At 73.3% G+C, this 15,221-nt stretch carries 15 protein-coding genes; 2 read left to right on the plus strand and 13 right to left on the minus strand.

The window, feature by feature from the left end:
* Positions 1 to 307 precede the first annotated feature (307 nt).
* The 13 genes from VIU94_RS41800 to VIU94_RS41860 all read right to left on the minus strand — a co-directional run bounded on the left by VIU94_RS41800 (position 308) and on the right by VIU94_RS41860 (position 13,071).
* Positions 308 to 1,177 (minus strand): alpha/beta hydrolase family protein, encoded by an 870-nt coding sequence (locus tag VIU94_RS41800; RefSeq protein ID WP_331920438.1) that lies wholly within the window; start codon positions 1,175 to 1,177, stop codon positions 308 to 310.
* Positions 1,178 to 1,284: 107 nt separating this feature from the next.
* On the minus strand, positions 1,285 to 2,520 hold the full coding sequence (gene kynU, locus VIU94_RS41805) for a kynureninase (RefSeq protein WP_331920440.1): 1,236 nt from the start codon (positions 2,518 to 2,520) through the stop codon (positions 1,285 to 1,287).
* Complete coding sequence (locus VIU94_RS41810) at positions 2,513 to 3,361, minus strand: tryptophan 2,3-dioxygenase family protein (protein ID WP_331920442.1); 849 nt, start codon at positions 3,359 to 3,361, stop codon at positions 2,513 to 2,515. The genes kynU and VIU94_RS41810 overlap by 8 nt, the downstream gene beginning before the upstream one ends.
* 108 nt (positions 3,362 to 3,469) lie before the next feature.
* On the minus strand, positions 3,470 to 4,249 hold the full coding sequence (locus tag VIU94_RS41815) for a DUF3152 domain-containing protein (RefSeq protein ID WP_331920444.1): 780 nt from the start codon (positions 4,247 to 4,249) through the stop codon (positions 3,470 to 3,472).
* 247 nt (positions 4,250 to 4,496) lie between these two features.
* Entirely contained in the window at positions 4,497 to 4,910 is a 414-nt protein-coding gene (locus tag VIU94_RS41820) for a DUF3151 domain-containing protein (protein ID WP_331920446.1), read from the minus strand.
* Between the two features lie 78 nt (positions 4,911 to 4,988).
* A complete protein-coding gene (locus tag VIU94_RS41825; protein WP_331920448.1) occupies positions 4,989 to 6,473 on the minus strand; it encodes an MFS transporter in 1,485 nt (494 codons plus the stop codon).
* 78 nt (positions 6,474 to 6,551) lie between these two features.
* Entirely contained in the window at positions 6,552 to 7,574 is a 1,023-nt protein-coding gene (gene fbaA, locus VIU94_RS41830; RefSeq protein ID WP_331920450.1) for a class II fructose-bisphosphate aldolase, read from the minus strand.
* 171 nt (positions 7,575 to 7,745) lie between these two features.
* Positions 7,746 to 8,294, minus strand: coding sequence for an orotate phosphoribosyltransferase (gene pyrE, locus VIU94_RS41835; protein ID WP_331920452.1), 549 nt, complete (start codon positions 8,292 to 8,294; stop codon positions 7,746 to 7,748).
* Positions 8,295 to 8,331: 37 nt separating this feature from the next.
* Positions 8,332 to 9,126 carry an aldose epimerase family protein gene (locus VIU94_RS41840; protein ID WP_331920459.1) on the minus strand — a complete coding sequence of 265 codons (795 nt, stop codon included), beginning with the start codon at positions 9,124 to 9,126 and terminating at the stop codon, positions 8,332 to 8,334.
* A gap of 26 nt (positions 9,127 to 9,152) precedes the next feature.
* On the minus strand, positions 9,153 to 10,049 hold the full coding sequence (locus tag VIU94_RS41845; RefSeq protein ID WP_331920454.1) for an SRPBCC domain-containing protein: 897 nt from the start codon (positions 10,047 to 10,049) through the stop codon (positions 9,153 to 9,155).
* A gap of 72 nt (positions 10,050 to 10,121) precedes the next feature.
* Positions 10,122 to 11,930: a spermidine synthase gene (locus VIU94_RS41850; RefSeq protein ID WP_331920455.1), complete on the minus strand. Its 1,809-nt coding sequence runs from the start codon at positions 11,928 to 11,930 to the stop codon at positions 10,122 to 10,124.
* Between the two features lie 71 nt (positions 11,931 to 12,001).
* Positions 12,002 to 12,520, minus strand: coding sequence for a DUF2617 family protein (locus VIU94_RS41855; protein ID WP_331920456.1), 519 nt, complete (start codon positions 12,518 to 12,520; stop codon positions 12,002 to 12,004).
* A gap of 329 nt (positions 12,521 to 12,849) precedes the next feature.
* Positions 12,850 to 13,071 (minus strand): hypothetical protein, encoded by a 222-nt coding sequence (locus VIU94_RS41860; RefSeq protein ID WP_331920457.1) that lies wholly within the window; start codon positions 13,069 to 13,071, stop codon positions 12,850 to 12,852.
* A 160-nt stretch (positions 13,072 to 13,231) separates the two neighbouring features.
* On the opposite strand from VIU94_RS41860, the gene VIU94_RS41865 reads away from it, so the two are divergent.
* Positions 13,232 to 14,431: a pyridoxal phosphate-dependent aminotransferase gene (locus VIU94_RS41865; RefSeq protein ID WP_331920458.1), complete on the plus strand. Its 1,200-nt coding sequence runs from the start codon at positions 13,232 to 13,234 to the stop codon at positions 14,429 to 14,431.
* Positions 14,432 to 14,604: 173 nt separating this feature from the next.
* Positions 14,605 to 15,221 (plus strand): putative hexosyltransferase (locus VIU94_RS41870; RefSeq protein WP_524540671.1); only part of this gene is annotated, 617 nt, incomplete at its 3' end.

The following is a 15,221-nucleotide window of genomic DNA, read 5'->3' on the forward strand; positions in this document are numbered from 1 at the left end:
GCCGCGTACCGCGCCCGGGGCTTCTCGGCCGCGTCGAACGCGACGGCGGCGGGCGCGGGGATCGCCGCCCGGGTCGCCGCGCCGGACACCGGGACGGCGACGGCGGCGACGACCAGCGAGGCGAGCAGCGTGCGACGGAGCCGGTTCGTGTTCATGGCCCCGACGCTATGAATCGGGCCTTGTCGCGGGCATCACACCAGTGGGGACACTTGGCGCGTAGCTCTCAGGTATGACGGGTAGGGCCGGCGTACGACCCCGGGTCACATCCGGGCGTCACCAGGCGAGTTGGGTCACCTGGCGAGTGGGGTCACCACGCGAGTTGGGCGATCTCCTCGGCGACGACCGCGCACGCGTCCGCCGCCGGATCGATCAGCGGGAAGTGGCCGACGTCCTCAAGCAGCGTCAGGCCGACCGTCTCGCCCGCCTTCGCCGCCGCCTCCACGTAGGCGTCCGTGACCTCGGCCGGGACCACGATGTCCTCGCGTCCCTGCACGACGGTCGTGGCGATCCCGGTCGGCAGCAGCGCGGCCGGGTCCGCGTACGGCATCCGCTCCGCCGACTCCGCCCGGCCGCCCAGGAGCTGGGTCACCGCCCCGCCGCACACGTCGAGTTCCACGGCCCGCGCGAAGTGCGCGATCGGGGCGAGCGCGACGACGCCGCGCAGCGACGGCGCGGCGGGCAGCCGCCACGGGGAGCCCTGCGGCAGGACGTGCCGGGCCGCGCCCCACAGCGCGAGATGGCCGCCCGCCGAATGGCCGGTGAGCACGATCCGGCGCGGATCGGCCTGCGGCAGGTGCGCGGCGGCCAGGTCGGGCATCGCGTCCAGCGCGGCGGCCACGTCGTCGAAGGTCTCCGGCCAGCGTCCGGCGACCGGCGCGCCGCCGCCCTGCCGGGGGAGGCCGCTGCCGCGCCGGTACTCGACGTTGGCGACGGCGAAGCCCCGGCGGGCGAGAAAGTCCACGAAAGGAGTCAGATGCTGCCGGTCGTAGGGCTGTCGCCACGCGCCGCCGTGCAGCGCGACGACGAGCGGGGCCTGCTGCCGACCGTCGCGCGGGGCGTAGAAGTCGACGATCTGGTCCGGGTGTGCGCCGTACGGGGCGGACGCGTCAGGGGCGACGGCCGGGTGGGAGAAGGCCGACGCTTCTTCGGCGGCGTCACGCGCGGCGGGGTCCGGCATGGTGGTTCCAACCTCCTGGGGACGCGGCCGAATTGGCCTGACCTGCGGGGACGGTACCAAAAGCAGCGCCCCCGCAGATCAAGCGATCATCAGCCCACGCGACCGTCTCAGGCCGTGGTCCCCTGCTCGGCCAGGACGTCCGCAAGGACCCGCGCCGCCCGCTCCGCGTCCGCGAAGCCGACGTACAGCGGGGTGAAGCCGAAGCGCAGCACGTCCGGCCTGCGCAGATCCCCGACCACGCCGCGGGCGATCAGCTCGGCCATCACGGCAGGCGCCGTCTCGCAGCGCAGCGCCACCTGGCTGCCCCGCTCGGCGTGCGCCTCCGGCGTGAGCGACTCGACCGCGCCGTCCGGCACGTACGCCCGGACGCACTCCAGGAAGAAGTCCGTCAGGGCGAGCGACTTGGCCCGCACGTCCTCGATCGCCACCCCGTCCCACACGTCGAGCGCCGACTCCAGGGCCAGCATCGACAGGATGTCGGGGGTGCCGACCCGGCCGCGCACCGCGCCGTCCGCCGCCGCGTAGCCGGGCGTCATGCCGAACGGGTCGGCGTGCGAGTTCCAGCCCGGCAGCGGCGAGTCGAAGTCGCTCTGGTGCCGCTGCGCGACGTACAGATACGCCGGCGAACCCGGGCCGCCGTTCAGGTACTTGTACGTGCAGCCCACCGCGAGGTCGACGCCGTGCGCGTCCAGGCCGACCGGCAGCGCGCCCGCGCTGTGGCACAGGTCCCAGACCGCGAGGGCGCCGGCCGCCCGCACGGCCGCGGTGATCCCGGGCAGGTCGTGCAGCCGCCCGGTGCGGAAGTCGACGTGGTTGACCAGCGCGGCTGCCGTACGCGGGCCCACCGCGGCCGGCACCTCGGCCGGCGCGACGGGCACGATCCGGCGACCGGTCATGCGGGCCGCGGACTCGGCGATGTACCCGTCCGTGGGAAAGGTCGTCGCGTCGACGAGGATCTCGTCCCGCTCCTCCCCGGCCAGCCGGGCGGCCGCGACGACCGCCTTGAAGACGTTCACGCTGGTCGAGTCGCCGACGACGATCTGCCCGGGGGCCGCGCCGACGAGCGGGGCGATCCGGTCGCCGATCCGCTCGGGGGCGGTCCACCAGCCCGACTCGTCCCAGGAGCGGATGCGCATCCGCCCCCACTCGCGGGCGACGACGTCCGCCACTCGGTCCGGGACGTGCGCGGGCAGCGCGCCGAGCGAGTTCCCGTCCAGGTAGACGCCCGCGGCGTCAGCCGCATGATCGGACACAGTGTCGTCGAGGGCGAACAGCTCGCGGCGCTTGGCCAGCGGGTCCTCGGAGTCGTGGCGCAGCGCGGTCTCGCGCAAGGTCTCAGACATGGCTGCGCGCCGTCCACAGCTCCGGGAACACGTTCTTCTGCGCCCGCTTCTCCAGCCAGGCCACGCCCGCGGAGCCGCCGGTGCCGGTCTTCGAGCCCATGGCCCGCCGGGTGGCGACCAGGTGGTCGTTGCGCCAGCGCCAGACCAGCTCGGCCACGTCGCTCAGCACCTCGCCGAGCCGCACCAGCTCGCCGTTCTGGTCGGCCTCGGCGTAGATGCCGGCCCAGACCGCCTCGACCTCGCGCGAGGGCTCGTACTTCTTGGCCAGATCGCGGCCGAGCACGGCCTCCGGCACGGGCAGCCCACGCCGGGCGAGCAGCCTGAGCACCTCGTCGTACAGGCTCGGCTCCTGGATCGCCTTCTCCAGCTCGGCGTGCACGCGCGGCGCGCCGCGGTGCGGCACCAGCATGGACGCGGACTTCTCGCCGAGCAGGAACTCCATCCGCCGGTACATCGCCGACTGGAAGCCGGATCCCTCGCCGAGGGCGGCCCGGTAGGAGTTGAACTGCCCCGGGGTGAGCTGTGCGAGCGGCCGCCAGGAGTGGTTCAGCGCCTCCAGCTCGCGCAGGGAGCGCTTGAGCGCGTCCATCGCCACGGGTATCCGGTCCTCGCGCAGGGCGCGGCTCGCGGTCTCCCACTCGTGGACGATCACGGTGAACCACAGCTCCATGACCTGGGTCGTGACCAGGAAGACCATCTCGCCCGGATCGTCGGAGCGCAGGTGCTGGAGGTGGGTGAGGACGTCCGCCTGGACGTAGTCCTCGTACGGCGTGGTGCCCGCGAAGTCGAGGTTCGGGTCATCGACCGAACCGGCTCCGGAGACATCGGGGATAGTCGACATTTCTGTCTCCTCGATACGTACTTCCGGGTAGCGGTCCGCTCCTTCCGTTCGGCAATGGAGCCCCGGTCCCCTCGGGGCGCGCACTGCGTCGTACGCGTCCCACGCGCATCATGACACGAGCGGCCCGGTGATGTAGGTGCCGTCTTCGTCATACGGATATGCGTTCGAACGACAGCCGTTCAGACCCTTGATCTGCTGCTGCATCACCGGCGCGAGCTTGCCCGGACCCGGGCAGCCCATGTGCTGCCGGATGCCGATCTCGTGCCCGACCTCGTGGTTGATGATCAGATGCCGGTACTCGGCGGGCGGCCCGGCGAAGGTCGGGGAGCCGAGCATCCAGCGCTTGAGGTTCACCACCACGCCCTGCGTGGTCTCGCAGTTCAGCTCGCCGTGCGTGTTCAGGCCCTGGGCCAGGCAGAGCTGGTCGGCGGTGTCCGGGGTGGCGATGCGGATGACGAAGTCGGCGTTCTCGGAGACCAGCTGGAAGCGGCCGCGGCCGTGCGCGGCCCAGCCGCGCGGGTGCGCCAGGATCGCCTGGATCTCGGCGGCCGCCTCGCGGGCGGAGATGTCGATGCCGTCCTCGACCTGGACCCGGTAGCGGCGCAGGGTGCCGCCGGACCCGGCCGCCTCGCCGGAGGCCTGGGCGGTGGTGAAGGTGCCCTTGCCCGACTGGGGCACGGTCGTCTTCTTCGGCTTCGGCTTGGGCTTGGGCTTCGGGGTGGGCTTCGGGCTGGGGCTCGGGCTCGGACTGGAGACCGGCTTCGGGGTGGGCGTGGGGGTCGGCTCGGGGGCCGCGGAGATCCCGGTGTCCCGCGTGCTCTTCCAGTACGCGAGGGCCGCACCGCCCGCGAGCGTCATCCCGATCAGCGCGACGGCGAGCAGCAGCACGCCGGTGACGGGACGGCGTCTACTTCGGGCCCTGCGCCGCCCCTGTGCACGCCGGCGTCCCCGCGAACCGGCACCACGCTTCCCCACGACAGACTTCCCCCCTGCGCCGGCCTCGTGGGCCGGTTGGTCATTCGCTGGTGTGTGCGATCGTACCGGCCGCCCCTGTCACACCCCGCCGACGACCGCGACGGCCGACGGCCCGGGCTCTGGCCCGGGCCGCCGACCTGTAACGATGCGTCTCTCCTGGTCAGTTCAGGGTGTCGGCGGCCGTCGCCGAGGAGTCGCGCAGGAAGGTCGAGCAGCGCTCGTACTCGCCCTGCTCGCCGATCGCCTGCGCGGCCCGAGCGAGCGCGTGCAGCGCCCGCAGGAAGCCGCGATTCGGCTCGTGCTCCCACGGCACCGGGCCGTGGCCCTTCCAGCCGCTGCGGCGCAGGGCGTCCAGGCCGCGGTGGTAGCCGGTCCGGGCGTACGCGTACGACTCGACGACGCGGCCGCCCTCGAACGCCTCGTCGGCGAGCTGGGCCCACGCCAGCGAGGACGTCGGGTACTTCGCCGCGACGTCCGCCGGAGCGGTCCCGTCGGCGAGCAGCTCGCGCGGCTCGGGTTCGTCGGGCAGATGGGTGGGGGGCGGTCCCCCCAGCAGGTTCTCGTGCATGGCCATGGGGCCAGTCTGCCTCAGGAGCACCTCGGGCCTCGCCCGGTACCGGGGAGGCTCGGCCTCGTCAGATCCGGGGGAGCCTCAGGCCTCGCCCGGTACCGGGGGCTTTCCCGGGGCCTCCGGCTTGCCCGGCTCGTCTTGCGTTCCAGGCTCCAGCGGGGGCGAGGTGACGCCGCAGTGGACCTTGCAGTCGGGGTGGCAGCCGGCCACGGGCGTGCGGATCGTCGCCCAGGCCAGCACCGCGCCCGCCACAAGCAGGCCTGCGCAGATCGGCATCGCCCGCTGGAAGCTGTCCCCGAACTCCTCGGCCGAGCGGTACGCCTCCGGGCCCATCCCGACCAGCAGCGGCAGCGCGGCCACCGCGAGCAGGCCCGCGGCCCGGGCCGCCGCGTTGTTGATCCCGCTCGCCAGCCCGGCACGGGACACGTCCACGGAGGACAGCACGGTCGCGGTGAGCGGGGCCACCAAGGCAGTCATGCCGAGACCGAGCACCAGCAGCGCGGGCAGCACGTCCCACACGTACGAGGTGTCCTCGCCGACCCGCAGCATCAGCAGCATCCCCACGGCGCACAGCAGCGGGCCCACGGTCAGCGGGATGCGCGGCCCGATCCGCTCGCCCAGCTCCCCCGCCCGCGCGGAGAACAGCAGCATCAGCACGGTCGTCGGCAGCAGCGCGGTGCCGGCCCCGAGCGCGGAGTACCCGGAGACCACCTGGAGCTGGAGCGCGGCGAGGAAGAAGAAGCCGCTGAAGGCCGCGTACACGCACAGGGTCACCAGGTTGATCGCGGTGAACAGCCGCGAGTCGAAGATCGACAGCGGCAGCATGGGGTGCGCGGTGCGCTTCTCGACGAGTACGAACGCGCCGCCGACCACGACTCCGAGGACGCCCGCGAGCCAGCTCTCCCCGATGAAGGCGTACGTGACGAGGCCCAGCGACACCGCGCCGAGCAGCGCGCCGGGGATGTCGAAGCGCCCCTGGTACGCGTCCTCGTCACGGGTCTCCGGGACATGGCGCAGCGCGATCGGCACGCAGATCGCGGCCAGCGGCACGTTGAGCAGGAACACCCAGCGCCAGCCGGGCCCGTCCACGAGCCACCCGCCGAGGAACGGCCCGACCGCCGCGCCGACCCCGCCGAAGCCGGACCACAGGCCGACCGCCCGCGCCCGGTCGTCGGGGTGGAAGCTCGCCTGGAGGATCGCCAGGGAGCCGGGGGTGAGCAGCGCGCCGCCGACGCCCTGGAGTGCGCGCGCCGCGATCAGGATCTCCGCGTTCGGCGCGATCCCGCACAGCAGCGAGGCCAGGGCGAACCACACCACGCCGATGACGAACACCCGCCGCCGCCCGTACCGGTCGCCGAGCGCGCCGCCGAGGAGGATGAACCCTGCGAGGGTGAGCATGTAGGCGTTGACGGTCCACTGGAGGGCCGCCAGGTCGGTGTCGAGGTCCTCGCCGATGTGCGGCAGCGCGACGTTGACGACGGTGGAGTCCAGCAGCACCATCCCGGACCCGAGCACCGTCACGAAGACGACCCAGCGCCCCGCGCGGGACCGCAGCCGCATCTCCATACCGGCCATCCTCCCGCACGCGAACGGGCCCGGCACGTCGCGGAGACATGCCGGGCCCGTCAGTGACGAGCGACGTGCTTACTTCAGGCGGGTGCCCGTGGAGCGCAGCGCGGCGCAGGCCTCGACGACGCGCTTGGCCATGCTCGCCTCGGCCAGCTTGCCCCAGGTCCGCGGGTCGTAGGTGGACTTCTTGCCGACCTCGCCGTCGACCTTCAGGACACCGTCGTAGTTCTTGAACATGTGGTCCGCCACCGGACGCGTGAAGGCGTACTGGGTGTCGGTGTCCAGGTTCATCTTCACGACGCCGTTCTCCAGCGCGGTGGCGATCTCCTCGGCCGTGGAGCCGGAGCCGCCGTGGAAGACGAAGTCGAACGGGGAGGCCTTGCCGTACTTCTCGGCGACGCCCGCCTGGAGGTCCTTCAGCAGCTCGGGACGGAGCACGACGTTGCCCGGCTTGTAGACGCCGTGCACGTTGCCGAAGGAGGCGGCGAGCAGGTAGCGGCCCTTCTCGCCCAGACCCAGGGCCTCGGCGGTGCGGATCGCGTCGTCGACGGAGGTGTACAGCTCGTCGTTGATCTCGTGGGTGACGCCGTCCTCCTCGCCGCCGGTCGGGGTGATCTCGACCTCGAGGATGATCTTGGCGGCGGCGGCCTTGGCCAGCAGCTCCTGGCCGATGGCCAGGTTGTCGGCGAGGGTCTCGGCCGAGCCGTCCCACATGTGGGACTGGAACAGCGGGTTCTCACCACGGGCGACGCGCTCGGCGGAGACGTCGATCAGCGGGCGGACGTAGCCGTCCAGCTTGTCCTTCGGGCAGTGGTCGGTGTGCAGAGCCACCGTGATGTCGTACTTCGCAGCGACGATGTGCGCGAACTCGGCCAGGGCGACGGCGCCCGTGACCATGTCCTTGTTGTGCTGGCCGCCCAGGAACTCGGCGCCACCGGTCGAGATCTGGATGATGCCGTCGCTCTCGGCCTCCGCGAAACCGCGCAGCGCAGCGTGCAGGGTCTGGGACGAGGTGACATTGATGGCCGGGTAGGCGAACTTGCCTGCCTTCGCCCGGTCGAGCATCTCGTTGTAGACCTCGGGGGTTGCGATGGGCATTCGTCCGCTCCTTGTGATGTGCGGGGATGTGTGGTGCTTAGCCCTGACCTGGGGGCGACGTCATCGTCGGGGGCCATCTTTCCAGACTCTTGACCTCCCCTTACAGGTCAGGGCGGAGCGTTTCACGTGAAACGCTCCGCCCTGGCCGAAAACCGCAGGTCACCCTCTTGATCAGCTAAGACCCAGCTCGTCGAGCGCGTAGGCGTACAGGTACGGCACCCCGGCCGTGCCGCTGATCTTCTCGCCGGCGCCGGTGGCGCGGTCGACGATCGTGGCCACGGCCACGACCTCGGCGCCCGCCGCGCGGGCGGCCTCGACGGCGGTCAGCGGCGAGCCGCCGGTGGTGGAGGTGTCCTCGACGACCAGGACGCGGCGGCCCTTGATGTCCGGGCCCTCGACCTGGCGCTGCATGCCGTGCGCCTTGGCGGCCTTGCGGACCACGAAGGCGTCCAGGCGGCGGCCCTGGGCGGCGGCCGCGTGCAGCATCGAGGTGGCGACCGGGTCGGCGCCGAGGGTCAGGCCGCCCACCGCGTCGAAGTCCAGCTCGTCGGTCAGGTCCAGCATGACCTGACCGACCAGCGGCGAGGCGGCGCCGTCCAGCGTGATCCGGCGCAGGTCCACGTAGTAGTCGGCTTCCAGACCCGAGGAGAGGGTCACCTTGCCGTGCACCACGGCCTTGTCCTTGATCTGCTGGAGCAGCTCAGCGCGTACGTCAGTCATGCTCACGAGCTTAAGGCCCGGCCCCGGCGCGCCCCGCCTAGAGCCGTCGCCAGGCGATGGTCGCCTCGATCTCCAGCGGATCGATGGGGGTGACGAGGCGGGGGTGGGTGTTGAGCCCGTTGGGCGGGCCGGACTGCGGCTCGACGCAGACCGCGGCGTCCTGCTCGTCGTAGATCACCACCCACTCGGCGCGGCTGGTGACCTTGACCTCCAGCCGCTCCGGCCAGGTCAGGGTCACGTCCACGCCGCCGGGCATGCCGAAGCAGTCGTCCCACGGGCCGGGGAGGGGGGCGATCCGGCGGCCGGTGGGCAGGTGGTCCTCGCCGCGCTCCTCCTGCCAGTCGGCGGTGAAGTCGAGGCGCACGGGGGCGGACGGGCCGTCGGCGCCGTCGAGGACCCGGTTGAACCAGGGGTGCCAGCCGGCCTGCGCCGGGAAGGAGTCGGCGAACGTCTCGACGCCCATCCGCAGGGTCAGCGCGTCCTCGGCGAGCTCGAAGGTCTGGGTGACCCGGGCGGCGTACGGCCAGGGGGCGACCAGGTCGTACGTGAAGGCCGCGGTGCGCTCGTCGGCCGAGACCCGCCGCCAGGCGCCGTCGCGGACGGTGCCGTGGATGGCGTGCGGCGGGGCGTTCAGCGGCAACTGGTGCTTCTCGGCGCCGTTGCGGAACTCGCCGTACCCGACCCGCCCGCACCACGGGGCCATCGGGAAGCTGCCGTACCGCTCGCCCTGGCGCAGGAGCTCCGTGCCGCCGATGCGGAGGCCGGCGATGCGGCAGCCGTTCTCGGGGTCGATGGTCAACTCGGCGTCGCCCGCCGTCAGTCGCGTCTGCATGCTCACGGACCCGACCTTAGGCGGTGTCAGCGACGGCGGCGCAGGGCACGTCCGACCACGACCGCGGAGGCGAGCGCGAGCGCGGCGGCCGGGGCGACCCAGCGCAGCGCGGCCCCGGCCCGAGCGGCCTCGGGCGCGGGCACGGGGGCGTACCGCCCGCGCGGCGGCGCGTGGTCGACCTCCTCCGCACTGCGCCCGATCATGGTCCGCCGCGCATGCGCGGCCTCGGCGGGAGGCCCGCCGGGGAACTCGACCCCGAGGTCGTCCCCGATCTCCGGATCGAGCGACGAGGCCGGCACGGGCACGTCGAAGACACCGGCAGGCGGGAACTCCCCCGCGGAGGCCCCGACCTCCTCGGCCCCGTCGTCGACGCCGTCGTCATCGTCCTCGACAGCGTCGGAGGCGGCGGCGTCGGACGCGGGGACTTCGGACGCGGCGGCGTCGGACGCGGCGGCGTCGGACGCGGGCGCCCCGGAGTCGGCGGCCTCCTCCGCCCGCGTCGCCTCATCCGACAGCGACGTCGCGAAGCGGTCGAGGAGGCGGCGGGCCGCTGCTTCGACGGTGTCGGGGGGCAGGTCGGCGAGGCGGCCCTCGGCGCCGGCCGTGCCGGTGAACGAGAGCGTGGCGCCCTCGGCCGTCCCGGTGAGCCGGAGCGTCAGCGCGAGCTTCACCGCGCCCGAGCCGCGCGCCTCCGTGCCCCCGCCCTCGACCGTCCAGGCGTCGTCGCCCCCGGCGAGGCGCAGTGCGCCTCGGTACGTGATGGTGTGGCCGCCCACGCGGACCCGCAGCCGGCCGGCGAGCGGACCGGCGTCCGCGTCGGCGTCCTGCTGGAGCCCGGGTACGCAGCGCGCCACCCGTGCCGGGTCCGCCAGCGTCTGGCGGAGCAGTTCGGGCGTGACCGGAACGAACACCTCATGCTCCATGAAAGCCGAGCCTACTCAGCCCGCCCGCCCCCGTCTGCGCTTTGCGCGCCGCGTCCGGCCGCGTACCCCCCGCTATCCCCCGTACCGCGGGTGCACCAGCGTCGACGCCGGCAGGCCGCGCGGGCCTCGGGTGCGCTCGACGCGACGGGCGCCGGAGGCGAGGGCTCCTGCGGTCAGCGAGCGCAGGTGCGGTGCGTCGGGCGGGAGGCCGAGCGCGGGGGACCCCGCGGCGGCGGCGAGGACGAAGCCGAAGTCGTGCGGGGCGGCGTCCGTACGGGCGGTGCGGTCGGGTCCCGCGGCGTGGTCGGCGGTCTCGGGGCTGCCGCCGCACGCGCCGTAGGGGCGGGTCGCGAAGCCCGCCGAGCGGAGCGTCGTCTCGACGGTCCAGTACGTGCTCGGGCGCTCCGCCGCCGAGCCGGCGTGCACGACCAGCCGCCCCCGCGGGGCGAGGACCCGGGCCGCGAGCCCGTAGAACTCCTCCGAGTACAGCTTGGTGCTCGCGGTGATCCCGGGGTCGGGGAGGTCGGAGACGACGACGTCGTACCGTCCCGCGGCCCGCGCAGCCTCGCCGCGCAGCCAGCGGAACGAGTCCGCGTACGCCACCCGCACCCGCGGGTCCTGGAACGCGTCGCCGTTGAGTGCGGTGAGGTCGGGGTGGGTCCTGGCCAGGCGGACGACGCCGGGATCGAGCTCCACGACGGTCACCGAGGCGACGCCGGGGTAGCGCAGCACCTCGCGGGCGGCGAGCCCGTCGCCGCCGCCGAGGATCAGGACGCGGGACCGGGGGCCGTTCATCGCCGGGTGGACGAGCGCCTCGTGGTACAGGTGCTCGCCGCCGCCGCCGACCCGGAGCCGGCCGTCCACGAACAGCGCCGCCGGCCCCCCGCGCGAGCCGGTGACCACGACCTCCTGGAGGTCCGTGTGGACGGCGACGCGCACGCTGTCGCCGTACACGGCCTGCCGCGCGGCCCGTTCGAAGTCGTCGACGAGGACGGTCGCGGTGGCCAGGACGGCCAGCACGGCCACGTTCACCGCGACCAGCGCCGCGCGGGTACGGGGCGTCAGGTCGCGCCGGAACAGCCAGAGCACCAGCGCGCCGCCGGCCACCGCGTTGACCGCGCCGGTCACCAGCGCGCCGGTGAGCTGCCCGAGCCAGGGCAGCAGGAGGAAGGGAAAGGCCAGCCCACCGACCAGCGCTCCCACGTAGTCGGCGGCGAACAGATCCGCGACGGTCCCGGCAGGATCGTCCGACCCCCCACCGTCCCGCCGCCGCACCCCCCGCACCCGCGCGCCGGGCCCACCAGGACCGCCCGGCCCACCGGGCCGGACCCATCCGCCCAAGCCGCCGGGGCCGCTCGACCCTCCCCAACTGCCGGGGCCGCTCGGCCCGCCCCGTCCGCCCCCGTCCGCCGCCCGCTGGATCAGCGCCATCAACAGCGGGATCTCCGCACCGATCAGCACCCCGATCGCCAGCGAGAACGCCACCAGCACGTACCGCGCCTCGCCGAGCCAGGCGAAGGCCGCGTACAGGACGAGCGCCGAGCAGCCGCCGATCAGGGCGAGGCCCGCCTCGACCAGGCCGAAGCCGACGGCCGCGCGGCAGCGCAGGCGCTTGGCGAGGAGCGAGCCGACGCCCATGGCGAAGACCATGACGGAGAGCACGACGGACGCCTGGGTGACCGAGTCGCCGATCAAGTACGAGGCGAGCGCGACGAGTTCGAGCTCGTACACCAGCCCACAGGCGGCGCAGACGAAGACGACCGCGAGGACCTGATACCGCACCGCCCCCGGCCGCACCGGCGGCGAGGGCTGCTGCCGCACCGTGCGCTCGGGCAGCCGCACCGCGGGTTTGGGCGACAGGGACACGGGCGGGTCGATCATGTTCGTAACGCTACGTCACGTATGCATGGCCACCTGTCACCCACACGAGTGCAATGGGCGGCCCCGCCGCACTACAGGACGACGGGCAACCGGGCGCCGATCCGGGTCCGGGTCACCACCAACTGCCCCTCCTGTGGGTAGGCGTGCCAGGTGCGCCACCGCACCTGGCCCTCCTCGCGATGGGCCAGCATCGCGGTGAAGGCGTGCGGCGAGCCCGGAAACGTTCCGGCCAGGCCGTTCGGGTGGTCGGCGACCAGGGCGAGCAGCTCTTGCGCGCGGCCCGCGAACGAGCCCTGGTTGAGCGTCTCGACGCGCGCCGCGAACTCGTACTCCCACTCCCCCACTCGCTTGGAGACGCCCAGCGGCAGCGGCGTGCTGCTGCCCGGCATGCAGGCGACGGTCTCGGAGCAGGTGCCCTGCTCCTCCTCCAGCAACACCTGGTGAGAGGCGCCCAGGAGGCGCAACTGAAGCTTGGCTCCGGTCAGTTCGAGATCGAGCACGGCGAGGGCGGGCAGCGGCTCGCGCCCCAGGGCCCAGGCCAGGTCGGCCGCGCGCGTGTCGGTGTAGGAGGTCTTGAGGGTCGTGAGCATGGGTCGGCTCCGCAAACACGGTTTGACGGGTGGGCCGGGGGCGCCCCGGAGAAAGGTTCCACGGGAGTGGGGGATCGCCGTCTCGGGTCCACACACGGTCCGAGGGCTGGATGTTCTCAACAGCGAGGGAATCATGAAGGGCGGGAAGCTCACAGCGTTTTTACCCAACTTGACGTGGTTTCCATCCCCTAGGGGGCCCCACGGTTCAACTGTTCAATCGGAATCGATCGCCAGGTCCCACAAGACGACTCATCCGACTCAACAGAAAGGTGCCCGGCGGCCGTTGGCCGCATCGGGCACCTTCACGAAGACGGATCGACTGCCCCGTGTCAGTCGCCTCCGCCGCCGCCCCCGCATCCGCCGCCCCCGCAGGACGAGGAGCCGCACGAGCTCCCGCCCCCGCAGGAGCCGCCCCCGCCGCCGCTGCTGTCCCACCAGCTGCGCCGCCGGTTGCGCCGCCGCCCGGGCCGGTTCCGCCGCGAGCGGCTGACCAGGGAGAGCAGGCCCAGGACCAGCAGGAAGAAAATGAAGATGATGGTTACGTCCGCCATCGCGGTCACCCCCGTCGTGCCTGTACGTGCTGTACGTGCTGTACGTGCTGTCTTCCGTCTGTCTTCCGTCGACGTGCGGTCTGCACGTCCGTGCCGGGGAGATGCCCCCGCGCAGACGCGCCCCAACCCCACTTGAGGAACTCCAGAGCTTCGGCCCAGGATGGCCGTCATGACACGACCGCTGCTCAACCGCCGCCTCGCGGAGTTCGGCACGACGATCTTCGCCGAGATGTCCGCGCTGGCCGTCCGGACCGGGTCGATCAACCTCGGTCAGGGCTTCCCGGACACCGACGGCCCGGAGGAGGTGCGCGAGGCCGCCGTGCGCGCGCTGCGCGACGGCCGGGGGAACCAGTACCCGCCCGGTCCCGGCGTCCCCGAGTTGCGCACCGCCGTCGCCGAGCACCAGCTGAAGCGGTACGGCCTCGCGTTCGACCCGGACACCGAGGTCCTGGTCACCGCCGGCGCGACCGAGGCGATCGCCGCCTCGCTGCTCGCGCTCCTCGAACCGGGCGACGAAGTCATCGCCCTGGAGCCGTACTACGACTCCTACGCCGCCTGCATCGCGATGGCCGGGGCGATCCGCGTACCTGTCACCCTCCGCCCGCAAGAGGGCCCAGGCGACGGAGCCGTAGATCGACACTACCGACTCGACCTGGACGAGCTACGGGCCGCGGTGACCGACCGGACCCGGCTGATCCTGCTCAACACCCCGCACAACCCCACCGGGACCGTGCTCACCCGCGCCGAGCTGACCGCGATCGCCGAGCTGGCCGTCGCCCGCGACCTGCTGGTGATCACCGACGAGGTGTACGAGCACCTGGTCTTCGACGACACCCCGCACGTCCCGATCGCGAGCCTGCCGGGGATGCGCGAGCGGACGGTGACGATCAGCTCGGCGGGCAAGACCTTCTCGTTCACCGGGTGGAAGGTCGGCTGGATCACCGCCACGCCCGAGCTGACCAGCGCGGTCCGCTCGGCGAAGCAGTTCCTCACGTACGTCTCGTCCGGGCCCTTCCAGTACGCGGTCGCCGAGGCGCTGCGGCTGCCGGAGACGTACTTCGACGAGCTGCGCGCCGATCTGCGCGCCAAGCGGGACCTGCTGAGCGACGGCCTGGAGCGGGCCGGCTTCGCGGTGTACCGCCCGGCCGGCACGTACTTCGTCACCACCGACATCCGCCCGCTGGGCGAGTCGGACGGATTCGCCTTCTGCCGGTCGCTGCCGGAGCGCTGCGGCGTCGTCGCCATCCCGAACGCGGTCTTCTACGACCACCGGGAGCAGGGCGCTCCGTTCGTGCGGTTCGCGTTCTGCAAGCGGACGGACGTGCTGGAGGAGGCGGTGAGCCGGCTCGGGGCGCTGTAGGCGGGCCGTACGCGGCCTGGGCGCGCCTTTCCGGCGCGCCCCCTCCGTGCCGCGCGGATCGTCGGGTAGACCGATTTGTCGGATAGACCCGGTTCCCGTGCGCACGGAGGTGCACCCTGTCCGCCCAGACGCTCGATCGCGCGGTCCCCTCGTCCCCCGTCGCCGTCCGGCGGCTGCCGCGGTGGCGGGCGTCCCTGCACCGGGCGGCGCCCGCGCTCGGGCTGTTCGCCGCGGCACGACTGGCCGGGATGCTGGTGCTCGCACTCTGGGCCTGGCACGTCGGCCGCTCGCCGCGCGCGCTGCTCGCGACGTCCTGGGACTCCGACTGGTACATCCGGATCGCGGCCCACGGCTACGGCCGGATCCTGCACTGGCCGGACGGAGCCGTCCAGTCCGACCTGGCGTTCTTCCCGCTCTACCCCGGCCTCGTCCGGGCCGTCTCCGGCGTCCTGCCGGTCGCGGGCGGGACGGCCGGACTCCTTGTGTCCTGGACGGCGGCCGCGGCGGCGGCCTGGGGTGTGTACGTGGTCGGCGAACGGCTGCACGGGCGGACCACGGCGACCTGGCTGGTCCTCCTGTGGGGACTGCTGCCGCACTCGATCGTGCTGTCCATGGCGTACACCGAGCCGGTGATGACGGCCTTCGCCGCCTGGTCGCTGTACGCGCTGCTCACCCGGCGCTGGTGGTGGGCGGGCGGTCTCGCGGTGCTCGCCGGGCTGTCCCGGCCGAGCGGGATCGCGGTCGCGGCGGCGGTGCTCGCCGCGGCCGGCGCCGAGCTGTGGCGGCGGCG

Source organism: Streptomyces sp., assembly GCF_036566765.1.
Lineage (GTDB): Bacteria > Actinomycetota > Actinomycetes > Streptomycetales > Streptomycetaceae > Streptomyces.